Genomic DNA, 23,827 nt, shown 5'->3' with positions numbered 1-23,827 from the left:
ATGCGCATTATTTCAGGGTCTCGTCGCGCGCTCGTATCGCTCGTGGCGGCGACTGTCGTGACCACACTGCTCGCGCCCGCCTCGTCGGCGGCGGTGGGCTGCACTGTCGAGGACCTGCCCGTCCAGGACGGCATGAGCTGGAGCAATCTCCGGATCACCGGCGTGGACGGGCAGGGCGGTGTGACGGGCTTCTACCTGCCGAGCGGCAACGACAACACGCTGGTGCGGTGGACCTCCACGAGCGCGGAGGTCGTGCCGCGACCGGACGGCGTCACGAAGTTCGTGACCGCGGCCGGGAACGCCCTGGGTGCGGTCGTCGCCAGGGCTGACCGCGCGGACGGCAGCTCCGCGGTGATGACCTACACGCCCGGTGCCGGCTATCGCGAGCTGCCCCTGCCATCCGGGTACGAGGTCTGGATCGTCGACGACATCAACGACCGCGGCGACGTGGTCGCCAGGGCGAAGCGGATCGGCTCGATCGGCTGGGTCACGGTGCTGTGGCGTGCGGACGGCAGCGCACCGCAGGTCATCGACCCGGCAGAAGTGCCGTGGCCGGTTCCGATCGCAGCCGGCGAGGACGGCACGGTGCTGCTCAGGTCCTACACGGGTACTTGGTTGTGGCGCGACGGAGTGCTGACCAGGGTTCCGGACGTGGGCTCGTCGGCCTATCCGCGTGGGCTGACCTCGGACGGCGTGGTCTTCCGGAGCGCTCAGGGATCGTGGAAGTGGACCGAGGCGACGGGCGTGGTGGAGGAGTTCGCCGGTCCTGGCGTGGTCACGTCGGTGAACCAGAACGGGTTCGCCACCGGTTATCTCCTCGACGAGAAGAAGACCTCGGTGGCGTGGCAGGGCACCACGGTGGTGGCCACGCTGCCACTGCCCGAGGGCGCCTCCTCGGCGGCGCAGACCTTGGTCGGTGAGGGTGGCGCGATCGCCGGGTTCGCCGGGACGAAGCCGGTCCGCTGGACCTGCCGTTAGGGGACGAGCACGATCCGTCCGCGCGTGGCGCCTTCTGCCTGACGGCGCCACGCGTTGGTCACATCGGCGAGTTGCACGACCTCGTGGTCGACGGTGAGCTGACGTTGCGTCGCCAGGTGCGCGACGGTCGAGATGGCTTCCGCGCGTTGTTGCGCGCTGAGCTCGTTGTTGCTGTAGCCGAACAACTTCAGCGAACGGCTGCGGATCGTCGACGACGTGACCGGGCAGGTCTCACCCGCCGAGCCGCCGAGGTTCACCCATCGTCCGCCCGGTCGCAGAGCCTGGGCCGCGGCGGCTGCGGGAGCTCCGAACAGCGGGTCCAGCAGGAGATCTGCCTCGATGCCGCGGAAATCTTCGAGGCCGATGACGGTGTCCGCACCTGCTCGTTTCGCGCGTTCACGGGCTTTCTCGGAACGGGCCGCCGCGACTATGCGACCGGCACCCGCCGCGCGGGCGAGCTGGATCGCGGACTGGCCGACCGCGCCGCAGCCCAGCACGATCACGCGCTCGCCCGGCTTGAGCTCGCCGCGCCACGTCAGTGCCATGTGCGCGGCGACGGCGGAGAGGCCGAGCGCGGCCATGGCGACCGGAGGCACGTCATCGGGCAGGAAGACCAGATCTTCCTGTCGTACCAGTGCTTTCTCGGCCATGCTGCCGTTGCCCGGCGCCATTCCGGCCGTGGTGGGGAACCAGACCGCGCGGCCACCGACCGTGCCGATGCCCTGCACGCCGGGGACGTAGGGCGTGGCGGGGGAGCCGAAGTACGAGGTTCCGGTGGCGCACAACAGGTCGAGTGGCGTGATCGGGGCGGCCAGGACGTCGACGACCACGTGGTCGGCGAGGACGGCGGGCTTGTTCTGCTCGGACAGTGACGGCGGCTGGCCGAGCTCGTCGATCAGTGCGGCGTGCACGGCTGCAGGACGAAGTCGTAGCGGGCCTCCAGCCACGGCACCGGGCTGGTGCCGCCGTCCGGGGTGGGGCCGGGCTCGTGCGGTTCGAAGGCGACGACGAGCTCCTGCTTGGTGCCGAACACGACGTCGCTGTCGAGGTACTCGGCGCCTTCCTCGAACAGGTGCGTGATCAGCGGCTCGTGGCCGTCCGCGGTGACCAGGAAGTGGACGTGCGCCGGGCGGAAGTGGCTGATGTCGGTCTGCCGGATCAGCTCGCCGACCGGGCCGTCCATCGGGATCGAGTAACCCTTCGGTGCGATCGTGCGCACGCAGTAGGAACCGTCGGGCCGGGCCCGGTACTTGGCCCGGAGCCGCGCTTCGTCGACGTCGAGTTGAGCTTCATAGGCGCCGTCGGCGTCGGCCTGCCAGACGTCGAGCACGGCTTGCACCGGCGTGCCGTCGAGCGAACGCACGGAACCGGTGATGTAGAGCGGAGTTCCCGCGAGGTCGTCGGACATGTCGCCGCCGAAGTCCAGCTCGGGGGAGCCGTCGATGTGGAACGGGCCGAGCACCGTCGCGGGCGTGGTCCCGGCGTCGAAGCGGTGGTTCATCTGCACGACGAGCATGCTCAGGCCGAGGACGTCCGAGGCGAGGATGAACTCCTCGCGCTTGTCGTCGCTGATCTGCCCGGTCGCGGTGAGCCACTTGATCGCGGCCATCCACTCGGCCTCGGTGAGGCTGACCTCGCGCGCGAAGTCGTGCAGGTGCCGGACGAGCGCGGTGACCAGCTGGGCGGTGCGCGGGTCCTTGGCGCCCGCCCAGCGCTCCTGGGCCAGCTCGGTGATGTTGTCCTCGGTGACGAGCTGCATTGCTCATTCCTCCAGCGGCGCGACGGACCGCGTGTTCGAGTCCACGGACAGGAAGATCTGGTTGGCGACCGGGTTGCGCAGCTCCTCGGCGAGCTGGCCGATCAACCCGGCGGTGCGGGCGAGCAGCGCGAAGCCGCGCAGGAGCTCCAGGGGCAGGCCGAGGTCCGCCAGCGCCGCGCCGCACGTGCCGGCGCCGTTGAGCGGCAGGGTCTTGCCGAGCACCTGGGGGTGGACGCGGCCGATCGCCGCGAACAACGACAGGTGCGGGCCGACCAGACCCTCCTCCTCGGCGATCTGGAACAGGCGCGGGGTGCGCGGGTCGCCGTTCTTGTGCACGTGGTGGCCGAGGCCGGGGATGCGGGCCTTGCCCTGCCGTCGAAGCGTTTCGAGCGCGATGGCGTCCCAGTCGAACGGCGGTTCGACGGTGCTGACGACGTCGTGCAGGAACCGGCCGCAGTCCTCGGTGACGCCGAGGAACCGGGAACCGCCGCCGAGGAGTCCGGCCGCGAGCGCGCCCTGGACCGAGTCCGGTGCGGAGAGGTAGGTGAGGCGGGTGACGATCGCGGTCGGGGTGAAGCCGTGGTCGGCGAGGGCCGCGAGCACGGCTTCGAACAGCCGGGTTTCGCCGGTGGTCGGCAGGCGCTGGGTGGCGAGCCAGAACGCCAGTTCGCCGAAACCGACATTGCCCATGACATCCCGGGCGAGGTCCTGCCCCAGCAAGGTGATGGTGTCGGGGGTTGAGGCTCCCAGCGCGGTTTCATAGAGATCAGCCACGGTCCTCCTTCAGCACGGTCGGAAGTCCGGGGCCGTGCGCGCCCAGCTCCAGCGGCTCGCAACCGTCAGCCATCGCCGCCCTCCTTCAACCACGCGCGTATCTCTTCCCCGTGCTCATCGAGTCCGGGCGGTGGCAGCTCGTAAACCGCCGGCGTCTCCGAGAACCGGATCGGGTGCCTGGTCGTCGGCATGCCCCCGACCTCGACGACCGGGTCGAGCCCGAACCGCTCGGCCATCGCGAACCCGCCGTCGATCGTGTTGATCGGCCCGCACGGCACACCGGCCGCCACGAGCAGGTCGAACCACTCCACCGCACCACGGGTCCGCAGCCGTTCCAGCAACAACGGCCGCAGCTCCTCGCGGTTGCGGGTGCGGTCGGCGTTGCGCGCGAACCGCGGGTCGTCCGGCACCTCGGACAGCCCGAGCACCTCGCAGAGCTTGCGGAACTGGCCGTCGTTGGCCGCCGCGACGATCAGGTCGTTGTCGGCGGTGGGCAGTGGCTCGTAGGGGAAGACGCTCGGGTGCGCGTTGCCCATCCGGTACGGCACCACGCCGCCCGCCACGTACGCCGAGCTGTGGTTCACCAGGCCGGTCAGCGCCGACGAGAGCAGGTTGACCTCGACGAGCTGGCCCTGGCCGGTGGCGTCGCGGTGGCGCAGCGCCGCGAGGATCCCGATCACCGCGTGGTTGCCGGCCATGACGTCGAAGACGGAGATGCCCGCGCGGTACGGCGGCCCGTCCGGATCGCCGGTGAGGCTCATCAGGCCGGAGATCGCCTGCACCATCAGGTCGTAGCCGGGGACGTGCTTCCCTTCGCCTGAACCGAAACCGGTGATCGACGCGTAGATCACCCTCGAGTTCACCGCGCTGACGGCCGCGTGGTCGAGCCCGTACTTCGCCAGGCCGCCCGGTTTGAAGTTCTCGATCAGCACGTCCGCGCGCCGGGCCAGCTCGCGCGCCAGTTCGACATCGCCTGAGTCGCGCAGGTCCAGGGCGATCGAGCGCTTGCCGCGGTTGATGCCGAGGTAGTAGGTCGAGACGTCGTCCCGCACCGGCGGCATCCACGTGCGGGTCTCGTCCCCGGCAGGTCCTTCGACTTTCACGACCGAGGCGCCCATGTCGGCGAGCAGCATCGTCGCGTACGGGCCCGCCAGCACGCGCGAGAAGTCCGCGACGAGAAGGCCGTCGAGTGGGCCCATCAGACGGACGTCCTGGTGTCGCCGCGGTACTCCGTGTACGTGTAGGGGTTGTCGAGCACCTTCGACTCGGGGATGTCCGGGTTCATGCCCTTCTCCCACGCCTCGTCGCCGAGCTGCTCGCGCAGGTGCTCGACGGTCTGCTCGACCTGGCCGCGGATCGCTCGCAGGTCGACGCCGACGAGCCGGTGGCCGCGCTTGACGATCCTGCCGTCGACGACCACCGTGTCCACATCGGACCGCTGGGCCTGGAACGCGACATGCCCGTAGGGGTTGAGCACCGGGAACATCGCGGGGGAGTTCTCGTTGCGCAGCAACACGAGGTCGGCCTTCTTGCCGACCTCGACGCTGCCGAGGTCGTCGCGGCCCAACGCTCGCGCGCCGCCCATGGTCGCCCATTCGACGACGTGCTCGGCTCGCAGCGCCGAGTGCGTGACGGTGTCGTTGCGGGCGTGCGCGGCCATGTGCTCTCGGGCGCGATCGGCGCCGAGGGTGCTGCGCATCGCGGAGAACAGGTCGCCGCTCCACCACACGGAGGTGTCCATCGACAGCGACACCGGGATGCCGTGCGCCCGGATCGCCCAGGTGGGCGGGTAGCCCTGGCCCGCGCTCTGCTCGCTCTCGGTCGACACGGAGATCGAACCGCCGGTCGCGGCGATCCGGTGGTAGGAGTCGGCGGACAGCGTCGCGGCGTGCACGTAGATGGACTGCGGGGTCATGAACCCGTTGTCGTGCATGAGCTTGATGCCGTCGTCGTTCGTCGCACCCCAGACGCCCGCGTGTGTGGTGACGGGGACGCCGAGATCCCGTGCCACCTCGAACGCCGGCTTCTCCGGGAACGCCGGGTCGCCGGTGACGTCGAACGCGAGCTGGAAACCGAGCATGTCGTCGATCGGCATGCGGCGGACGAAGTCGAGGAACTCGGGCTTGGCCGTCCAGGAGGCGGGGCTGTCCTGGATGTTGCCGTACGCCAGGACGAACCTGCCCGGCACGGCACGTAGGGCGGCGACCGCGGCTTCGGCGTGGTCGGTGGTCTGCAGGCCGTGCGACCAGTCGACGGTCGTGGTGACGCCGGCGTCCAGGGCTTCGGCCGCGGCGAGGAGGTTGCCGGCGTGGATGTCCTCCGGCCGGAAGACCTTGCCCCACTCCAGGTAGTACCAGACGAAGTACTGGGTGAGCGTCCAGTCAGCGCCGTAGCCGCGCATCGCGGTCTGCCACATGTGCCGGTGGGTGTCGATCATGCCCGGCATGACGAGGCCGTGCGACGCGTCGACCTCTTCGCTGCCTTCGGGCACCTGCAACCGCGGCCCGATCGCGGTGATCCGATCGTCCACCACGAGGACGTCGTGGTCGACCAGCACCTCGTGCGCGCCGTTCATCGTGAGAACGGTGCCGTTTCGCAGCACAACCGGACGTCGTTCGCCGACCATCGGGGACCTCCTCGACCGGCATGCGGACAAGTGTCCGTTGAATCCTCAACCTTTCCCGGCCGGGCGTCAACCCCGCTCAGGCGACGACGACGTGCGGCACCGTGGCGAGCCGGGCGAAGTCGGCGCTGATGTCGCCGGCGGCCTGCAGCAGCAACGGCAGGTGGTGCTCGACCAGTACCTCGATCGACGTCTCGGCCGCGTGGCAGTTGACGTTGAGCCCGGCGATCACGGTGCCGTTCCCGTCCCGCAGCGGCGCCGCGATCGACCGGATGCCCGGCGCGAGCTGCTGGTCGGTCATCGCCCATCCGCGCGCCCGCACGTCCCGCAGCTCGGCGTCGCGTTCGGCCGCGTCCGGCTGCCACTTCGGCGTCAGCCCCGACCGGGTGGGCTGGGCGAGAACCGCTTCCAGCTCCCTGGTGGGCAGTGCGGCGAGCTGGACCTTGCCGAGCGAGGTCTGCAGCGCGGGGAACTTGGTGCCGATCTGCACGGACAGCGTGACGATCTTGGGCACCGCCACCCGTGCCACGTAGACGATGTCCGACCCGTCGAGCTGGGCGATCGACACCGACTCGTTCGTGCGCGCCCCGAGCCGTTCCATGTGCGGCCGCGCGACCTCCCACAACCCGGTCGACCGCACATACGCGACGCCCAGCTCGAGCACACGGGGCGTGAGCGCGAAGCCGTTCTCGTCCTGCCGTGCGTAGCCCAGCTCGACCAGTGTGAGCAGGATGCGCCGCGCGGTCGGTCGCGCCAGCCCGGTGGCCGCCGCGACCTCGCTCAGCGCCATCACCGGGCGCCGGGGCTGGAACGCGCGGATCACGTCCAGCCCGCGGGCGAGAGCCTCGATGAAGTCGGGGCCGGTGTCAGGGCGAGCAGGCATGGCGTCAGCGTAGCGGACACTTGTCCGTTCGTAATCGAAACAATTCAACATTGTCGAAGGAATATTCGAAGAATACGTTCAAAGAATGGCCAACTACGAAAAGTTTTCGCGGGGCCGAATTCGAACGGTCCTGTTGACGGTGATCGGCTTGCTCCTGGCCCTCACTCTGCCGGCCGGGGCCGTGGCGGCGGCGCCCCCGGAGAAGACCGTGCGGGTGTACTGGTTGCGGCCCCACGACGTCCAGTACGACCAGCGCTACCCGGACGGCATCGCCAAGGTGGTTCAGGAAGCCCAGCGGTACTACGAACGGGAGCTGGGCAAGACGTTCAAGCTCAACAGTCCCGTGGTCGAGGTCGTCACCGGCGACCACAACCGGAGCTGGTACGAGAACACGCCCAACGGCGGCGACCGCTACTGGTGGGCGGTCTTCAACATGCAGCAGGAGTTGCTGCGCAAGATGAACCTCCGCGACCCGGACCGCAGGTGGCTCAACGTCGGCGAGATCAGCGCGGAGGGACCCGGCGCGGGCGGAGGTGGCGGCAACGGCTGGGTGATCCTGTCCGGACACGACGCCGACGGCGCCGCGGGCATCAACGGACCGATGAACCGCTGGTACGGCGGCATGGTGCACGAACTCGGCCACGCGTTCGGCCTGCCCGACTCGTCGTTCACCGACGGCACGCCGATGTCCGCGTCGTTCTACAACTACCCGAACACGCATTTCAACGAGCAGCAGAAGAACGCGATCCGCAACGGACCGTACGGCGGTTTCCTGTCGTAGCGCGGCAAACCGCAAGGCGGCCACCGTGCAGCGGGACGGCGGCCGCCTTGCGGGTTCGAAGTCTTCAGCGCAGCACGCGGCAGCCCGTGTCGTTGCCCAGCGCGTCGAGGCCGCACACATGAGTCGCGCCGAGCTGGTCCGTGAAGAAGATCGCGTCCCCGTCGTTCAGCAACTTCACGATCGTGGCGCCACTGCCGTAGCGGGACTCGCCGACCCGCACCCAGGGCGAGAACTCGTCGGTCGAACCGACCTGCCTGCTGCGGTAGACGTACCCGTCGGCGGCGCGGATCACGACGTCCGAGCCCTCGCGGACCTCGTCGAACGCGGCGGCCGGAGGTAGCGCGGTCTTCGGGCTGTTCAGGGACGCCCACACGAGGTCCCCGAAGCCGTTGGTCACGACCTGGCCGTCCGGGTTCGTGCCGAACAACCGGGTGCCGCGCCGCGGATCCCGCGCGCTCACCAGATGGGTGCCCTTGATCGGGCCGCTCCTGTCGATGAACCTGTTGTTCGCCGGATTGTCCGCGTAGTGCTGGTACACGGCCGCGCCGGCGCCCTGACGAACCGTGAGCTGGGCGCCGCGGACGATCTCACGTCTGTGCGAGGGCGTCGGGCGGCCGCTCAGCTCGCTGCCACCGAGGTTCTCCCACGGGGAGAACCCGCCGCCGAAGGCGACCTGGCCGCGATACAGGAGTTGTCCCCCGGACACGCCGTAGATGCCGACGGCGTCGTTGTAGTTGTAGGAGACCATCGTGATGCCGGAGGACATGGTCCCGCCGAGGTCCTGGAACGGCTTCCAGGCGCCGGTGACGGATTCCTTGCTGGTGAAGTAGACCCGGCCGCCTTTCACCGCGGCGAGTGAGACGCGACCGGCGCCGAGGACGACGGCCACCGGTAGTGACGCGAAACCGGTAGATGCCGCCACCACGGTGTCCCGGTAGGCACCCGTGGCCGACTTCGCTCGTTGGATCACCTTTCCGTTGTCGACGAAGAAGTGCTGGTACTCGTTGGGCCCTGTCTCGATGACCGCCGGTGGCTCCGGACTCACGGCGGCGGTGGCCGTGGTCGTGGTGGTGACGACCGATCCGACGGCCAGCGCCACCGCGACGAGCGTTGATCTCACGTGACCCCTCCCTGGTTTTCGAGAGGTGAAGGATCTCGGCCGGCGCTGACAGATAGCTGACATCGGTCAAGCGGTGGATTCCCGTACGACCAACCGGCAGGGCTGCCGCACCACCCCCGCCGCCCGAGACCCGGACAACGCCGCGGCCAGGTGCGCGACCGCGGTGGTGCCCAGCTGCTGCAGGTTGAGGTCGATCGTGGTCAGCGGCGGCGTGCAGTCCGCGGCGAAGATCTCCCAGTTGTCGTACCCGACGATCGCCACGTCGTCGGGTACGCGCCGGCCGAGCCCGGTGAGCGCCTGCACGACTCCGCTCGCGATCTGGTCGTTGCCGCAGAAGATCGCGTCGACCTCGGGCGCGGTCGCCACCAGCAGCCTGGCCGCGTGCCGGCCCCAGCGCTGCGACCACTCGCCGTGCAGCGGCTGACCTCCGGCGAGCGGCAGGTCGTGTTCGGCGAGAACGGCGTGCACGGCGGCGACGCGGTCACGCGCCGCCCGGTAGTGCTGCGGGCCGGTGATGTGCGCGATGTGCTTGCGCCGCAACGCGATCAGGTGCTCGATCGCGAGCCGCGCCCCGCCCTCGTCGTCGGAGACCAGGCACAGATCGGCCGGGTTGGTCGAGCGGCAGTACACGTACACCGCGGGCACCGGGAGATCGGCGGTCAGCGAAGTGCGGACGTCGTTGCTGTCGCCCACCACGATGAACCCGTCGACCTGGCGGGCCAGCAGCGTGCGGATGTAGTGGTTGCGGCGGATCGCGTCACCCCGTGTGTCGCACAGCAGCACCGACATCTCCTGGTCCGACAACGCCTTCTCGGCGCCGAGCAGGATCGGGATGGCGAACCGGCCGTCGAACTCGTCGGTGAGCAGGCCGATCGCGCGGGTGCGACCGGCCACCAGGCCCTGCGCCAGGACGTTGGGCTGGAACGACAACTCGGCCGCCGCGCGCAGCACCCGAGCCCTGGTGGCCGCGGCGACCTCGCCCCGGTCGTTGATCGCCTTGGACGCGGTGGCGATCGACACGCCCGCGCGCTTGGCCACGTCCCCGAGCGTCACCGCTTCCGACCGCCGTCTGCCCATCGAAACCCTTTCGAATGCGATTCGACTGCGTATTCGACGATTTCTGCTCCTGATGGCGCATTGTCGAAATCGTTTTCGGTCACCAGAGTGCGTGGTGTGGCTCAGATGCGCAATCCCCAGTCGATCCGCGGTCCGGTGATCCCGTCCCGCGGACCCTTACGTCCACTTGGGATGGACGAGGTGCGCATCACCGGTGGCTTCTGGGCCATTCGGCAGCAGGTCAACGGCGAGGCGACGCTCGGGCACGCGCTGGACTGGATGGACCGGCTCGGCTGGACCGGCAATTTCACCGCCGCCGCGAACGGTGTGGAATCACGCGAGCGGAAAGGCAGGGAGTTCGCCGACTCCGAGGTCTACAAAATCGTCGAGGCGATGTCGTGGGAACAGGGCAGATTCCCGAGCGACGAGCTGAACGCCCGAATCGAAACGGTTACGGGAACGTTCACGGCGGCCCAGGACGACGACGGTTACCTCAACACGGCGTTCGGCCGGCACTGGCAGCGGCCGCGCTACGACGACCTGGCCTGGGGCCACGAGCTCTACTGCGCCGGACATCTGTTGCAGGCTGCCGTCGCCCGCACGAGGACCGCGGGCGACGGGCCGTTGCTGGAAGTCGCCCGGCGCGCCGCCGACCACATCTGCGAGGTGTTCGGTGAGAGTGGCCAGGGGATCTGCGGGCATCCGGAGATCGAGACCGCGCTGGTGGAGTTCGCGCGGCTGGCGGGGGAGCAGCGCTACCTCGACCAGGCGGCGTTGTTCGTGGAACGGCGCGGTTACCGCAGCCTGCCCGCGCACGAGTTCGGCTGGTCCTACTTCAACGACGACGTCCCGGTGCGCAAGGCGACGGTGTTCCGCGGCCATGCGGTACGTGCGCTGTACCTGGCGTGCGGTGCTGTGGACGTCGCGGTCGAGACCGGCGACGACGACCTGCTGGAGGCGGTGGCCGCGCAGTTCGACCGGACGTGGGCCCGGCGCACGCACCTCACCGGCGGCATGGGCTCACGGCACCAGGACGAGGCGTTCGGCGACGACTTCGTGTTGCCCGCGGACCGGGCGTACGCGGAGACGTGTGCCGGGGTGGCCACGGTGATGCTCGCGCAACGACTCCTGCTGGCCACCGGCGACAGCCGGTACGCCGGTGTGGTGGATCGCGTGCTGCACAACGTGATCGCGACGGCAATCGGTGACGACGGCCGGAGTTTCTTCTACGCCAACACGTTGCACCAGCGCACGACGACCCGTGCCAACGGGGACTCCGAACGGCTCGACGTGGGCGGCGGACCGCGCGCGCCGTGGTTCGAGGTGTCGTGCTGCCTGCCCAACCTCGCCCGGCTGCTGGCGAGCCTCTCGTCCTACCTGGTCACCGCCGACGACACCGGGCTGCGCGTGCACCAGTACGCCGACTGCGACGTCGAGACCCACCTCGCCGACGGGCGTCCCGTCGGTCTGCGGGTGCGGACTTCGTACCCCGAGGGGGGAGAAGTGGCCGTGCGGGTGACCAGGAGCGGCGGCGAACCCTGGTCGATCAGCCTGCGCGTGCCCGGCTGGGCGACCGGGGCGGTGCTCACCGTGGACGACGAGCGCCGCCCGGTCGCACCAGGAGAGGCCGTGCTGACGCGGGAGTGGGCCGTGGGTCAGGAGATCCGGCTGGAACTGCCGACGCAGCCGCGGTTCATCTGGCCGGATCCGCGCATCGACGCCGTGCGCGGGTGTGTCGCGGTCGAACGAGGACCGCTCGTGCTGTGCGCGGAGTCGTTGGGGGAGAACGACCTCGACGCGCTGAGGGTCTGGACCGGGCAGGACCCGGAGCAGACAGGGGACGGCGCGGTGGTGCGGGCCCGTTTCGAGGCACCGCTGGATTCCTCCTGGCCGTACGGGGATCCGTCCGGCAGACCGGGCACGCCCGTGGCCGTGCACCTCACGCCCTACCACCGCTGGGCCCGTCGTGGCCCGTCCACGATGCGGGTCTGGCTGCCCACCACGTAAGACCCGTGCACACCGTCTCAAAGGAGAGACCGTGAAAGCGATGCTCGCGGCAGCCTTGCTGCTGCTTGCCACAGCGTGCGGTGCGGCCGAACCCGGTGCCACCGACGACGGCGCGACGCTCACGCTGTGGACCCGCGCCGCGACCGAGTCGGTGTCCAAGGCCTACGCCGACGCCTACAACGCCGGACACCGCAACAAGATCGAGGTCACCGCGTACCCGAACGAGGAGTACCCGGCGAAGCTCGCTTCCGCCGCGGGCGCCAAGTCGTTGCCGGACCTGTTCGCCGCGGACGTGGTGTTCGCACCGCAGTACGCAGCCCAGGGCCTGTGGGCCGACGTGACCGACCAGTTCAAGTCCTTGCCGTTCAAGGACTCCGTAGCCCCCTCCCACGTCCGTGCGGGAACGTGGGAGGGCCACAACTTCGCGGTGCCGCACACGATCGACCTGTCGGTGCTGCTGTACAACAAGGACCTCTACGCCAAGGCCGGTCTGGATCCGGAGAAGCCGCCGCGCACGTTGCGCGAGTTCGCCGAGCACGCCCGCAAGATCGACCAGCTCGGCGGTGACGTCAACGGCACGTACTTCGGCGGGAACTGCGGTGGCTGCGTCGAGTTCACGCTGTGGCCGTCGGTGTGGGCCGCGGGCGGGGAGGTGCTGGACGCCGACGGTCGCAGCTCGAAGATCGACTCGCCCGAGATGGCCGAGGTGTTCGCGATCTACCGCGAGCTCTACGACCAGGGTGCCGCGTCGCCCGCGTCGAAGGGCGAGGCCGGACCGACGTGGCTCGGCGCGTTGCAGGGCGGGAAGGTCGGCATCGCGCCCGGCCCGTCGGTGTGGCTCGACGCGATCGAGGCCAAGGGTGTCAAGACCGGCATCGCGCCGATCCCCGGGATCAACGGCGGCGAGTCCACGTTCGTCGGGGGCGACGCGATCGGCATCGGCGCGACGAGCTCGAAGGCCGCGCAGGCGTGGGACTTCCTGGCCTGGACGATGTCGGACGAGGCCCAGGTCGAGGTGATCGCGAAGCGCAAGGGCGTGCCGGTCCGCACCGACCTGGCGTCGAACAAGTACTCCTCGGCCGATCCGCGGCTCGTCACCGCGAACGGGTTGGTGGCCAAGGGGAAGACGCCGTACGCGCGCAACTTCAACGCCACCTTCAACGACCCGCAAGGCCCGTGGCTGACCACCGTGCGCGGTGCGTTGTTCGGTGATCCGTCGGCGGCGCTGCTGGCGGGCAACGAGGCGATCACCAAGTCGTTGCGGCAGGAGTGACCGGTGCGCAGGCGAGCGGTCAGCGGAGCCCTCTACGCCACACCCGCGGCGGTGCTGGTGGGGTTGTTCTTCGTCGTTCCGCTGCTGCTCGTCGCGTGGATGTCGCTGCACCGGTGGCCGTTGCTCGGCAAGGCCCGGTTCAACGCGCCGGCCAACTACACGGCGATCGCGGACAACGCCCTGCTCGGTGACGCGGCTCTGTTCACCTTGAAGTACACGGTGCTCATCACGGTGTTGCTGTTCGCGATCGCGTTCGGGCTCGCGTTGCTGGTGCAGAACCGCAGGCCGGGCGTCGGGTTCTTCCGGACCGCGTTCTTCCTGCCGATGGCGGTCGGGTTCGCGAGCGCGTCGCTGCTGTTCCTCGGGCTGCTGAGCGAGGAGATCGGGCCGGTTCCGCTGAGCGGGGACAGTCCGGCGCTCGGGTCCGCGGTGTTGCTGGTGCTGTGGCGGTTCGCGGGGTTCAACATGCTCATCCTGCTGACCGGCCTGCAGGCCGTCCCGCTCGACGTCTACGAGGCCGCGCGGATCGACGGCGCGACCCGGTGGCAGCTGTTCAGCCGGATCACCGTGCCGTTGATGCGGCCGACGATCGCGCTGGTGCTGACGATGATGATCACCGGTTCGCTGCTCGCGTTCGACCAGTTCTGGATCCTCACCCGCGGAGGACCGGACAACAGCACGACCTCGCTGGTGATGGTGATCTACCGGGAGGCTTTCGTCCGGCTCGACCTCGGGTCGGCTGCGGGGATCTCGGTGGTGTTGCTGGTGTTGCTCGCGGTGGTCAGCTCGGTCCAGTTCGCCGTCCTGCGCCGGAGGTCGGTATGAGGACCTCCTATTACTTCACGGGCACGGCGCTGGCGATCCTGTTCCTGTTCCCGCTGCTGTGGAGCGGGTGGGCGTCGGTGCGCACGGACACCGGGTTCGGCCTGGACAACTACGTGCGGCTGTTCAGCTCCGCCAACGGGATCCGCGCGGCGCACGTGCTCAACAGCGTGATCGTCAGCGCGCTGACCGTGGCCGGCACGCTGGTCGTGTCCACTTCGGCCGGTTACGCGTTCGGCCGGTTCAGGTTTCCCGGCCGCGATCTGCTGTTCCTGTTGACGCTCGCGATCCTGATGGTGCCGTACGCGACCATCCTGATCGCGCTGTACGTGCTGCTCGGCTGGCTCGGGCTGGAGGACTCGCTGGTCGGGCTGAGCCTGGTGCTGATCGTCTTCCAGCTGCCGTTCTCGGTGTTCATGATGCGCAACAGCTTCGAGGCCGTGCCGATCGAGCTGGAGGAGTCGGCCCGCGTCGACGGGTGCTCGAGCTTCGGCACGCTGGTGCGGATCATGCTGCCCGCTGTTCGTCCCGGTCTGGTCACTGTCGGGCTGTTCGCGTTTCTCGCGTCGTGGAGCGAGTTCTTCGCTCCGTTGATCCTGCTCAACTCCACCGGCAAGTTCACCGCGATCTTGGCCGTGGTGAACATGCGCACCGCCAGCCACGGCTCGATCGACTACGCCGCCCTCGAAGCGGGCGTGGTGTTCATGGCGGTGCCCTGCCTGGTGCTCTTCGCGTTCCTGCAACGCAGCTACGTCCGGGGATTCACCTCGGGCGCCCTGAAAGGCTGAGGAGATCAGCATGATCCGAATGTGGAGAGGATTCGTGGCCGCGCTGTTCGCGGCGGTGATGGCGGTGGGCGTGGCGGCGCCTGCGAGAGCGGACACGTGGAACCCGCCCGCGAACCTGGTGACCCCGCTGAACCAGGTCTGGCAGCACGTGGAGAGCACCTACGGGGACCTCTACGGCTTCCGCAACTACGGGTGGGACCAGCTCTTCGCCAACAAGGGCTACCTGAACTTCTGCGTGCGCTGGGACTCGCCCCAGCCGGTGACCGCGCAGCAACGCGACGCCGTCCACGCCCAGCTGGCGCGCCAGTACAAGAAGTGGATGGACGCGATGGCGGGTCACAACAACTTCCCGTACGCGTCCGTGCCGATCAAGGTGGTCGGCTGGGCGGTGCGCGACCGCAACCAGCTGCAGTGGACGGACAACTCGGTCGACATCTACGTCAACGACATCCGCGAGAACGCACCGCAGTGCTCGGAGGGTTGCGGCAGGTTCTTCAACCGCGGCGGCACGTATCCGCGGTGTCCTGGCGGCGTCCCGAGGCACTACGACCAGTCGTTGTGGCTCACGTCCGGTTTCGGCGGCGGAGCCGGAGGTGACTGGGGCCAGCGGATCGGCAGCGAGTACTTCATGGGCAACCTGAACTCGGCGGACGTGCACATCTTCCTGCACGAGGTCGGGCACACGTTCGGGCTGGACGACTTCTACGACTGGACACCGAGCGGTGTCGACCGGTTCATCATGAAGGCCGGGAGCTCCACGGTGATCACCGAGTTCGACAAGTGGATGCTGCGCGACTTCTGGCGGCACCTGAAGAACAGGTACGGGTTCTAGCCGATGTTCACTCCCTCTCGTCGTGCTGTTCTGCGTGCGGGTGCTGTCGCTGTCGCGGCGGCAGCGCTCCCCGCACGCGCGCTCGCCGCGGCCCGCCCCGACTTCGGGGTGTCCGCCGAGCTGTTCCCGCTGGGGTCGGTGTCGCTGCTACCCGGTCCGTTCCGGGACAACACCCTCCGCACCCACGCCTATCTGTTGTTCCTCGACCCGGACCGGCTGCTGCACACGTTCCGGCTCAACGTCTCGCTGTCCTCCGGAGTGGTCCCTTGCGGAGGGTGGGAGTCACCTTCCACCGAGCTGCGCGGGCATTCGACAGGGCACGTGCTGTCCGCGCTGGCCCAGGCGTTCGCCGCGACCGGGGACACGGCGTTCTCGGCGAAGGCGAACTACCTGGTCGAGCAGCTGGCCGTGTGCCAGGACCGGGCGCGGATCGGCGGGTTCAGCACCGGGTACCTGTCGGCGTTCCCGGAGAGCTTCATCGGCCGGGTCGAGGCCCGCGAGCAGGTCTGGGCGCCCTACTACACCCTGCACAAGATCATGGCCGGGCTGCTCGACGTGCACCTGCTGATCGGCAGTCCGCAGGCGCTGACGGTGCTGAAGAACATGGCCGCGTGGGCGGCGTGGCGCAACGGCAGGCTGACCTACGACCAGCGGCAGAACATGCTGGACACCGAGTTCGGCGGCATGAACGAGGTGCTGGCCAACCTCTACCAGCTCACCGGCGACCCGGCGCACCTCACCACGGCCCAGTACTTCGACCACGCGGAGATCTTCGACCCGTTGGCGCAGAACCGGGACGCGTTGAACGGCTACCACGCGAACACGCAGATCCCGAAGGCGATCGGAGCGATCCGCGAGTACCACGCAACCGGTTCGACGAGGTACCGCGACATCGCGAGCAACTTCTGGGAGTTCGTGACCAGCGCGCACAGCTACGCGATCGGTGGCAACTCGAACGGCGAGTACTTCAAGGCTCCTGGTCGAATCGCTTCCGAGCTGTCCGACAACACCTGCGAGTCCTGCAACTCCTACAACATGCTGAAGCTCACCGCGCAGCTGTTCCGGAGCAGTCCCGGTGACGCGCGGTACTTCGACTTCTACGAGAAGACCCTCTACAACCACCTGCTGGGCGCGCAGAACCCGGATTCGGCGCACGGACACCACAGCTACTACACGCCGTTGCGGCCCGGCGGCATCCGCACGTACAGCAACGACTACAACGACTTCACCTGCTGCCACGGCACCGGGATGGAGACCAACACCGGCCACACCGGGCGCATCTACGCCCACTCCGGCACCACGTTGTACGTCAACCTGTTCATCGCCTCGACGGTGAGCTGGCGAGGATTCACCGTGCGGCAGGAGACGTCCTTCCCGGAGACCGCGGCCACGAAGCTGACGATCACCGGCTCCGGGACGTTCGAGCTGCGTGTGCGCATCCCCGGTTGGGCCGCGGGCGCGCAGATCCGAGTCAACGGAACACCGCAGCCGCCGGTCACGCCGGGTTCGTACGCCTGGATCAACCGGACCTGGTCGAGCGGCGATGTCGTGGACGTCAGTCTGCCCATGGCGTTGCACCGCGAGTCCACTCCGGACAACCGCGCGGTGCAAGCGGTTCGACACGGGCCGATCGTGCTGGCCGGTGCGTACGGCACGAACAACCTGCCGTCGATGCCGGTGTTGCAACCGTCCTCGATTCGGGCCACCTCGACACCGTTGCAGTACACGGCTTCCGCGAGCACCGGCCAGGTGACTCTGATGCCGTTCTACAAGGTGCACGGGCAGCGGTACACGGTCTACTGGACCGTCGGAGAGGCCCCGCCGTTCATCGCGCACTACCCGTTCGACGGCAACACGAACGACGCCACCGGCAACGGCCTGACCGCCGCGCTCGCGGGTGGTGCGGCGTGGACGGCAGGCCGGAGCGGGCAAGCGGTCGACCTGTCCGGTTCCGGTGCGCACGTCGTGCTGCCGTCGGGGCTGCTCGCCGGTGCGCTGGCGTGCACGATCGCCACCTGGGTGCGGCTGGACACCGTGACGACCTGGTCGCGGGTGTTCGACTTCGGTTCCGGCACGGGGAACTACGCCTTCCTGACTCCGCTCAGTTCGGCTGGTGGCGTCCGGTTCGCGGTCACGAGTGGTGGCGCGGGCTCCGAGCAGCAGATCAATGCGTCGGCAGCCCTCCCACAGGGCGTGTGGACCCACGTTGCCGTGACGCAGAACGGCGATCTCGGCGTCCTGTACGTCAATGGTGCCGAGGTCGCGCGCAACACGGCGATGACGGCACGGATCGGCAGCACCACGCAGAACTGGATCGGTCGTTCCCAGTACGCGAACGACCCCTATCTCGACGGCGCCGTGGACTCCTTCCGCGTCTACGGCCGCGCCCTCACCGCCGCAGAGGTCGCGAACCTCCACTCCACCGGTACCTGAGGAGGATCGATGCGCGCCATCCTGCTGGCCGCCGCGATCACGTTGCTCGCGGGCGCACTGCCCGCGAGCGCGGCGAACCCGATCATCACCTCGGTCTACACCGCCGACCCGGCACCGCTGGTCGTCGGCAACACCATGTACATCTACGCCGGACGGGACGAGGCCGCGTCCGGCGAGCAGAACTTCCTGATGCGCGAGTGGCGGGTGCTGTCGTCGACCGACGCCGCCACCTGGACCGACCACGGCGCGAAGGCGAGCATTGGAACGTTTCGATGGGCGGGCGCCGACGCGTGGGCGAGTGAAGTCGAACCGCGGAACGGCAAGTACTACTGGTACACCTCGGTCAACGGCAACGGTCCCGGCTGGATGGACATCGGCGTGGCGGTCGGCGACAGCCCGCTCGGCCCGTTCACCGACGCCAAGGGTGGCCCGCTGATCAGCGACAGCACCCCGAACTCGTCCGGGCTCAACATCGACCCGACGGTCTTCACCGACGACGACGGCCAGGCCTACCTCTACTGGGGCAGCTACTGGGGCGCGCGGGCGGCGAAACTCAAACCGAACATGATCGAGCTGGACGGTCCCGTCGTGACGCCGCAGGGCCTCGACAACTTCTGGGAAGCGCCGTTCATGTTCAAGCGCAACGGTCTCTACTACATGATCTACGCGGCGAACGACACGGGCGGCTGCGTCACGTCCTCCAGCTACGCGTGCCAGCGCTACGCCACCGCCACCAGCCCGATGGGGCCGTGGACTCACCGAGGTGTGGTGCTCGGGCAGGTCTCGTCGACCACCAACCACGCGGGCGTCGCGCAGTTCAACGGCCAGTGGTACATGGTCTACCACAACGCTCAGGCATCCGGTGGCGGCAACTTCCGCCGGTCCGTGGCCGTGGATCTGTTGCACTTCAACGCTGACGGCACGATGCAGCGGGTCGTCCAGACAGCCGCCGGCCCGCCGCCGAACCCCGGTGGCGGAGGAGGCGGAAACCTGGCTTTGAGCGCCACGGCGAGCACCTCGTACGTGTCGTCGTGGGAGAACCTCTCCGCGGTGAACAACGGCGTGACCCCGTCGAGTTCGGCGGACCGCTCGAACCTCGTCTACGGCAACTGGCCGGAGCAGGGCACGCAGTGGCTCGAGTACACCTGGCCGTCCGCGAAGCCGATCAACCGTTCGGCGGTGTACTGGTTCGACGACGACCAGGGCATCGACCTGCCCGCCTCCTGCCGGCTGCAGTACTGGACCGGCAGCGCCTACGCCGACCTGCCCGGATCGTGCGGGACGGCCGCGAACACCTTCAACACCAGCACGTTCCCCACCGTGTCCACGACCCGGTTGCGGTTGAACATCACCGCGAGGACCGGCCTCTCGACGGGAGTCCTGGAATGGCAAGCCTTCGCCGCCTGACGGCACCCGCGCTGGCCGTGGTGCTGGTCGCAGCCGGGCTCGGTCCCGCTTCGGCCGCGCAGAACATCGGTTATCCGGCGTTCACCGGCCCGTCGATCCCCGCACCTCCGGTCGGGTACAACACCGGCAGCACGATGCGCGCGATCTACGACGCCGAGAGCGGCGGCACCGACTTCTGGATGGACCGGCTGCTCGCCCGTCCCGGCAACGACCCGTCCGGGGACTTCCTGATGACGCGCGGCCGCGGGATGTTCATGTACACCCACAACCCCGGCGTGATCGGGTTCGGCGGCCGGTCCGCGTACTGGGACGACATCAGCGGCCAGAACGCCTACCAGGTCGCGTTGTCACCCGGCAACTTCACCGAACAGGTGAACAGCCGGGTGCAGAAACCCAGCCACTACAAGGGTGTCTTCACCAGCGGCTCGCTCAGGGTGGAGATGACGAAGTTCATCACCCACAACAACGTTGCCGTGACGAACCTGGCGATCGTCAACACCGGTGGTTCGTCGGCGACGTTGCAGTTGCGCGCGACCTCGCCGTACGCGACGACCGCGAGCGGCAGTGAGCTGACCGGCAGCCGGCCGGTGAAGAACAACCTGACCACGATCCGGCCGCGCTTCGCAGGGGACGGCTTCAACGTCAACAACGGCGGCCTCGACCGTTCGATCACCGTCGGAGCCGGGCAGACCGTCTCCACCAAGGTGGAGATGGGCTTCCTGACGACCGAGATCCCGGAGTCGTCGTCGGAGTACGAGGCATATCGCGGGTACTCGCCCGCTACGGCGTTCGCGACGCACGTGCGGGCGTACAACCGTTGGTGGGCGGACAACATCCCGTACATCGACGTGCCGGATCCCGCGATCAAGAAGAACATCTACTACCGCTGGTGGCTGATGCGCTTCAACCACCTGGACGTCGACATCCCCGGCCAGGACTACCAGTTCCCGACCTCGGTCGAGGGCGCGACCGGGTACAACAACGCGATCGTGCTGACCCAGCCGATGCACATCGACGACCTGAAGTACCTGCGAGATCCCGTCTACTCCTACGGGCCGTGGCTGTCGATCGGGCAGACGTCGCGTGGTGGCCGGTTCATGGACAACCCCGGCGACCCGGAGAACTGGTCGAACTCGTACACCCAGTACGTGTCCGAGGCCGCGTGGCGCAGCTACGAGATCCACGGCGGGCAACCGTCGATCGCCGCGCTGCTGGCCCGTTACGCGGAAGGCGACGCCAAGGGACAACTGTCCTACTACGACACCAACAACAACGGTGTGATCGAGTACGACTGGGGTGCGTTGACCGGCAACGACGCCGACGCGGTGTCGTTCGACTGGCGGCCGGGCCGGATGGACCGCGCGGAGACCGCGTACGTGTGGAGCGGAGCCGTTGCCGCGCAACAGGCCTATGCGTTGGCGGGTAACTCTTCCAAAGCTGCTGAGATGCAGGCGCTCGCCGACCGCATCCGGTCAGGTGTGATCAACACGTTGTGGAACCCGAACAGGCAGCTGCTGGAACACAAGCACGCGCAGACGAACGAGCACGTGCCGTGGAAGGAGATCAACAACTACTACCCGTACTCCGTAGGCCTGATGCCTTCGACGGACCAGTACAAGCAGGCGTTGCGGCTCCTCGCCCAGCCGTCGGAGTACCCGGTGTTCCCCTTCTACACGGCCAACCAGAAGGACAAGGCGGAGGCGGCCGCGGCAGGGCACCCCGGTTCGAACAACTTCTCCACGATCAACTCGACCGTGCAGTTCCGGCTGTACTCGTCGGTGCTGCGCAACTACCCGAACCAGTGGATGACGGCGGAGGACTACAAGAAGCTGCTCTACTGGAACGCCTGGGCGCAGTACGTCGGCGGCAACACGCAGTGGCCGGACGCCAACGAGTTCTGGGCCGACTGGAACGGCAGCACGATCGGGTACCGGTCGTGGATCCACCACAACATCCTCGGCAGCAGCAACTGGACGGTGATCGAGGACGCGGCCGGTCTGCGTCCGCGGTCGGACGGGTTGATCGAACTCTCGCCGATCAACATCGGCTGGTCGCACTTCGCCGTCAACAACCTGCGGCACCGCAACGCCGATCTGAGCGTCGTGTGGGACGACCCCGCTGACGGCGTGACCCGCTATCCCGGTGTGTCGCAGGGGTATTCGGTCTACCTCAACGGAACCCGCGCGTTCACCGTGGACCGGCTGACGCGCGTGCTCTACGACCCGGCCTCCGGATCCGTCACGCTGCCGTCCGGTGGTTCCGTGGTGTACCAGAGCGCCGCGCCTGGTGTGCGGGCGCCGCGTGACGTCGTGCAGGACACCGCGCGGATGGTCGACGTGTTCGCCAAGGCGGGTGTCGACCTGACGTCGTCCCGGCCGAACCTGGCCACCGGTCCGTCGGCGTCCTACACCGCGTCCGGCACGTCGGCCGGCGCGGCGGTCGACGGGTTCCCGATCAACGAACCGATCTGGGGCAGCTCCGGCTCGCCCAACTCCTCCGACTGGTTCGAGCTGAACTTCGGCCAGTCGCGCCAGGTCGGCGAGGTGCGGCTGTACTTCCGCGACGACCGCGCCGGAAACCGTTACCGGGCACCGGCTTCGTACGCGGTGCAGCAGTGGAACGGCAGCGCGTGGGTGGACGTCGGCGCGCAGACCAGGACTCCTGCCGTTCCGCGCGCCAACTACAACCGCGTCCAGTTCACTCCGGTCAGCACCCAGCGACTCCGGGTGGTGATGACCCACGCGGCAGGCTTCAGGACCGGCCTGACCGAGATCAAGGTCTACTGATCACCGCGGTGACGGTGATGTCGACGAACGCGCCGATCATGAACCGCGGGGCGCGGATGCCCAGCGTCCTGCGGTCCAGCCGGGCGGTCGCCGTCATCACCGTCTCACCATCCCTTGTGGACAGTTCGACGAACCCGCCCAGCTCGGTGGACGTGCCCCTCGCGTGGAGCGTGCCGGTGACCTCCCAGCCGTTCTGAGCGGGCCGGCAGGACGTGGCGGTGAAGGTCATCACCGGGTGCCGGTCGAGGTCCAGCAGGCTCGGTTTGCGCAGGTCGAGGTCGCGCTTGGCGATCCCGGTGTCGATGGCGCCGAGGTCCAGCGTCCCGTGCACGCCCTGCAGTTGCCCGTTCGCGTCGATCTCCACGCTCCCGGCCGTGACGGGCACGGTTCCGTGCGCCTTGCGGCCCAGGTTGCCGACCTGGAACGACGCGGAGCTGCGGGTGAGATCGGCCTGCCACACACCGGTGGTCAGGGTCTTGGTCGCGGTCATGACAGTGCCTCTCCGTGCTCGAAGACCTGGTGGACGGGGTAGATCTCGACCCGGTCGGCGCCCGGCAGCAGCGCCGGGTCCTCGCCGGGCAGCAGCGTGGTGCTCAGGATCGCCTTCTGGGTGTCGATGAGCGCCTGCTCGGTCTCGGCGATCGACACGACGACTTCGGACCCGTCGTCCCGCCGGAGCACGTACGTCCTGATGTTGCCCGGCACGGCGAAGGCCGCGGGCTTGATCCGCTCCTCGTTCGCGAAGTCCTCCGCGGCCAGCTGCTCCGGGCTGCGCGGGCGGTCGAAGTAGGTGAGCTGCGCGTACATGGTCTGCCTCCTGTGCGTTGCCCAGAAGTCTTGGCTGTGCGAGGCCGATGCGGATCCGTGCCAGTACGGAGTGCGTCTTCGCTGACGCGCCGACTGCCGGCGACCTGCTGGCGACCGGCGGCACCAACGGCACTGTGGTGTTGTGGGATCTCAAGCCGACCTACGAGTTGCGGGGCAAGCTCGACGAGACCGCGTGCCTGGTCGCCGGCGGCGGACTCGACCGCGACACGTGGCCGCGGTACGTGGGAGACCTGCCGTTCCAGGAGACGTGTTAGGAAGGCCGGGTGATCACCACCATGGCGTTCCTCAAGGCACGTGAAGGACTCAGCCGCAGTGAGCTCGTCGACTACTACGAGAACCACCACGTGCCGTTGATCCTCAGCCTCGCCCCGGCACCCGCCTACTACGCCCGCAACTACCTGCCGGAGATGGCCGAGTTCGACGTGGTGACGCACATGAGTTCGAGGACGAAGCCGTTCGGCAGGCATGGCTCGCGCGAGTGCTCGCCGAGGGGTCCGGTGTGGCGGAGGACGAGGCGCGGTTCCTCGACCGCTCGCGCACCCGGTCGTGGACGGTCGAGGAACGCGTCAGCTGACCCGCAGCCCGACCGCCAGCGTCAGCTCCAGCACTCGCTGCGGTGACCCGAGATCCGGGAACAGCTCGCGCAGCTGCGACATCCGGTAGCGGACGGTCTGCGG

Annotated in this window: 22 protein-coding genes; 12 read left to right on the top strand and 10 right to left on the bottom strand. The window is 68.6% G+C overall.

Going from position 1 to position 23,827, the window contains the following annotated elements:
• Window positions 1-978 carry a hypothetical protein gene (locus UK23_RS09810; protein WP_156212989.1) on the top strand — a complete coding sequence of 326 codons (978 nt, stop codon included), beginning with the start codon at window positions 1-3 and terminating at the stop codon, window positions 976-978.
• On the opposite strand, the gene UK23_RS09805 is transcribed toward UK23_RS09810, so the two are convergent.
• The 6 genes from UK23_RS09805 to UK23_RS09780 form a co-directional block, all read right to left on the bottom strand.
• A complete protein-coding gene (locus UK23_RS09805; protein WP_052684519.1) occupies window positions 975-1,889 on the bottom strand; it encodes a quinone oxidoreductase family protein in 915 nt (304 codons plus the stop codon). The genes UK23_RS09810 and UK23_RS09805 overlap by 4 nt on opposite strands.
• Entirely contained in the window at window positions 1,874-2,737 is an 864-nt protein-coding gene (locus tag UK23_RS09800) for a dioxygenase (RefSeq protein WP_045311098.1), read from the bottom strand. Before UK23_RS09800 ends, UK23_RS09805 begins: the two co-directional genes overlap by 16 nt.
• Before the next feature lie 3 nt (window positions 2,738-2,740).
• Complete coding sequence (locus UK23_RS09795) at window positions 2,741-3,511, bottom strand: citryl-CoA lyase (protein ID WP_045311097.1); 771 nt, start codon at window positions 3,509-3,511, stop codon at window positions 2,741-2,743.
• A gap of 65 nt (window positions 3,512-3,576) precedes the next feature.
• Window positions 3,577-4,710: a CaiB/BaiF CoA transferase family protein gene (locus tag UK23_RS09790; protein WP_045311096.1), complete on the bottom strand. Its 1,134-nt coding sequence runs from the start codon at window positions 4,708-4,710 to the stop codon at window positions 3,577-3,579.
• A complete protein-coding gene (locus UK23_RS09785; RefSeq protein WP_045311095.1) occupies window positions 4,710-6,137 on the bottom strand; it encodes an amidohydrolase family protein in 1,428 nt (475 codons plus the stop codon). The genes UK23_RS09790 and UK23_RS09785 overlap by 1 nt, the downstream gene beginning before the upstream one ends.
• A 76-nt stretch (window positions 6,138-6,213) precedes the next feature.
• A complete protein-coding gene (locus UK23_RS09780; protein WP_045311094.1) occupies window positions 6,214-7,017 on the bottom strand; it encodes an IclR family transcriptional regulator domain-containing protein in 804 nt (267 codons plus the stop codon).
• Between the two features lie 139 nt (window positions 7,018-7,156).
• Between UK23_RS09780 and UK23_RS09775 the strand changes: the two genes are divergently transcribed.
• Window positions 7,157-7,798: a hypothetical protein gene (locus UK23_RS09775; protein WP_231114441.1), complete on the top strand. Its 642-nt coding sequence runs from the start codon at window positions 7,157-7,159 to the stop codon at window positions 7,796-7,798.
• Between the two features lie 64 nt (window positions 7,799-7,862).
• Here UK23_RS09775 and UK23_RS09770 read toward each other — a convergent pair whose 3' ends face one another.
• Together UK23_RS09770 and UK23_RS09765 are read right to left on the bottom strand one after the other, a co-directional pair.
• Window positions 7,863-8,918 carry a hypothetical protein gene (locus UK23_RS09770; protein ID WP_156212987.1) on the bottom strand — a complete coding sequence of 352 codons (1,056 nt, stop codon included), beginning with the start codon at window positions 8,916-8,918 and terminating at the stop codon, window positions 7,863-7,865.
• A 66-nt stretch (window positions 8,919-8,984) separates the two neighbouring features.
• Complete coding sequence (locus UK23_RS09765; protein ID WP_045311092.1) at window positions 8,985-9,995, bottom strand: LacI family DNA-binding transcriptional regulator; 1,011 nt, start codon at window positions 9,993-9,995, stop codon at window positions 8,985-8,987.
• A gap of 171 nt (window positions 9,996-10,166) precedes the next feature.
• On the opposite strand from UK23_RS09765, the gene UK23_RS09760 reads away from it, so the two are divergent.
• The 8 genes from UK23_RS09760 to UK23_RS09725 are packed head-to-tail and all read left to right on the top strand — an operon-like array spanning window position 10,167 to window position 22,322.
• Entirely contained in the window at window positions 10,167-11,981 is a 1,815-nt protein-coding gene (locus UK23_RS09760; RefSeq protein WP_231114440.1) for a glycoside hydrolase family 127 protein, read from the top strand.
• Between the two features lie 40 nt (window positions 11,982-12,021).
• Window positions 12,022-13,254 carry an ABC transporter substrate-binding protein gene (locus UK23_RS09755; protein WP_045311111.1) on the top strand — a complete coding sequence of 411 codons (1,233 nt, stop codon included), beginning with the start codon at window positions 12,022-12,024 and terminating at the stop codon, window positions 13,252-13,254.
• Window positions 13,255-13,257: 3 nt separating this feature from the next.
• On the top strand, window positions 13,258-14,079 hold the full coding sequence (locus UK23_RS09750; RefSeq protein WP_045311091.1) for a carbohydrate ABC transporter permease: 822 nt from the start codon (window positions 13,258-13,260) through the stop codon (window positions 14,077-14,079).
• On the top strand, window positions 14,076-14,864 hold the full coding sequence (locus UK23_RS09745) for a carbohydrate ABC transporter permease (RefSeq protein WP_045311090.1): 789 nt from the start codon (window positions 14,076-14,078) through the stop codon (window positions 14,862-14,864). Before UK23_RS09750 ends, UK23_RS09745 begins: the two co-directional genes overlap by 4 nt.
• A 10-nt stretch (window positions 14,865-14,874) precedes the next feature.
• Complete coding sequence (locus UK23_RS09740) at window positions 14,875-15,696, top strand: hypothetical protein (protein WP_045311089.1); 822 nt, start codon at window positions 14,875-14,877, stop codon at window positions 15,694-15,696.
• Between the two features lie 3 nt (window positions 15,697-15,699).
• On the top strand, window positions 15,700-18,129 hold the full coding sequence (locus UK23_RS09735; RefSeq protein ID WP_045311088.1) for a beta-L-arabinofuranosidase domain-containing protein: 2,430 nt from the start codon (window positions 15,700-15,702) through the stop codon (window positions 18,127-18,129).
• Between the two features lie 9 nt (window positions 18,130-18,138).
• Window positions 18,139-19,536: a glycoside hydrolase family 43 protein gene (locus UK23_RS09730; RefSeq protein ID WP_045311087.1), complete on the top strand. Its 1,398-nt coding sequence runs from the start codon at window positions 18,139-18,141 to the stop codon at window positions 19,534-19,536.
• Window positions 19,515-22,322: a discoidin domain-containing protein gene (locus tag UK23_RS09725; protein ID WP_045311086.1), complete on the top strand. Its 2,808-nt coding sequence runs from the start codon at window positions 19,515-19,517 to the stop codon at window positions 22,320-22,322. Before UK23_RS09730 ends, UK23_RS09725 begins: the two co-directional genes overlap by 22 nt.
• On the opposite strand, the gene UK23_RS09720 is transcribed toward UK23_RS09725, so the two are convergent.
• Complete coding sequence (locus UK23_RS09720) at window positions 22,309-22,812, bottom strand: YceI family protein (RefSeq protein ID WP_045311085.1); 504 nt, start codon at window positions 22,810-22,812, stop codon at window positions 22,309-22,311. The two genes, UK23_RS09725 and UK23_RS09720, sit on opposite strands and share 14 nt — an antisense overlap.
• Window positions 22,809-23,129, bottom strand: coding sequence for a hypothetical protein (locus UK23_RS09715; protein ID WP_045311084.1), 321 nt, complete (start codon window positions 23,127-23,129; stop codon window positions 22,809-22,811). The genes UK23_RS09720 and UK23_RS09715 overlap by 4 nt, the downstream gene beginning before the upstream one ends.
• A 47-nt stretch (window positions 23,130-23,176) precedes the next feature.
• On the opposite strand from UK23_RS09715, the gene UK23_RS09710 reads away from it, so the two are divergent.
• Together UK23_RS09710 and UK23_RS09705 are read left to right on the top strand one after the other, a co-directional pair.
• On the top strand, window positions 23,177-23,404 hold the full coding sequence (locus UK23_RS09710; protein ID WP_045311083.1) for a hypothetical protein: 228 nt from the start codon (window positions 23,177-23,179) through the stop codon (window positions 23,402-23,404).
• Window positions 23,405-23,413: 9 nt separating this feature from the next.
• Complete coding sequence (locus UK23_RS09705) at window positions 23,414-23,770, top strand: EthD domain-containing protein (protein ID WP_231114439.1); 357 nt, start codon at window positions 23,414-23,416, stop codon at window positions 23,768-23,770.
• Window positions 23,771-23,827: the final 57 nt, after the last annotated feature.

The sequence above is a fragment of the Lentzea aerocolonigenes genome (assembly GCF_000955955.1).
Classification (GTDB): Bacteria; Actinomycetota; Actinomycetes; order Mycobacteriales; family Pseudonocardiaceae; genus Lentzea; species Lentzea aerocolonigenes_A.
The sequence above is the reverse complement of the archived record's forward strand: the minus strand, read 5'-3'. Positions and strand labels throughout refer to the sequence as shown.

Coding starts and splice junctions, on each gene's coding strand:
- UK23_RS09725 (WP_045311086.1), top strand. CDS start 19,515: ATGGCAAGCCTTCGCCGCCTGACGGCACCCGCGCTGGCCGTGGTGCTG.
- UK23_RS09730 (WP_045311087.1), top strand. CDS start 18,139: ATGCGCGCCATCCTGCTGGCCGCCGCGATCACGTTGCTCGCGGGCGCA.
- UK23_RS09765 (WP_045311092.1), bottom strand. CDS start 9,995: ATGGGCAGACGGCGGTCGGAAGCGGTGACGCTCGGGGACGTGGCCAAG.
- UK23_RS09790 (WP_045311096.1), bottom strand. CDS start 4,710: ATGGGCCCACTCGACGGCCTTCTCGTCGCGGACTTCTCGCGCGTGCTG.
- UK23_RS09780 (WP_045311094.1), bottom strand. CDS start 7,017: ATGCCTGCTCGCCCTGACACCGGCCCCGACTTCATCGAGGCTCTCGCC.
- UK23_RS09720 (WP_045311085.1), bottom strand. CDS start 22,812: ATGACCGCGACCAAGACCCTGACCACCGGTGTGTGGCAGGCCGATCTC.
- UK23_RS09785 (WP_045311095.1), bottom strand. CDS start 6,137: ATGGTCGGCGAACGACGTCCGGTTGTGCTGCGAAACGGCACCGTTCTC.
- UK23_RS09755 (WP_045311111.1), top strand. CDS start 12,022: ATGCTCGCGGCAGCCTTGCTGCTGCTTGCCACAGCGTGCGGTGCGGCC.
- UK23_RS09745 (WP_045311090.1), top strand. CDS start 14,076: ATGAGGACCTCCTATTACTTCACGGGCACGGCGCTGGCGATCCTGTTC.
- UK23_RS09735 (WP_045311088.1), top strand. CDS start 15,700: ATGTTCACTCCCTCTCGTCGTGCTGTTCTGCGTGCGGGTGCTGTCGCT.
- UK23_RS09740 (WP_045311089.1), top strand. CDS start 14,875: ATGATCCGAATGTGGAGAGGATTCGTGGCCGCGCTGTTCGCGGCGGTG.
- UK23_RS09710 (WP_045311083.1), top strand. CDS start 23,177: ATGCGGATCCGTGCCAGTACGGAGTGCGTCTTCGCTGACGCGCCGACT.
- UK23_RS09800 (WP_045311098.1), bottom strand. CDS start 2,737: ATGCAGCTCGTCACCGAGGACAACATCACCGAGCTGGCCCAGGAGCGC.
- UK23_RS09760 (WP_231114440.1), top strand. CDS start 10,167: ATGGACGAGGTGCGCATCACCGGTGGCTTCTGGGCCATTCGGCAGCAG.
- UK23_RS09715 (WP_045311084.1), bottom strand. CDS start 23,129: ATGTACGCGCAGCTCACCTACTTCGACCGCCCGCGCAGCCCGGAGCAG.
- UK23_RS09810 (WP_156212989.1), top strand. CDS start 1: ATGCGCATTATTTCAGGGTCTCGTCGCGCGCTCGTATCGCTCGTGGCG.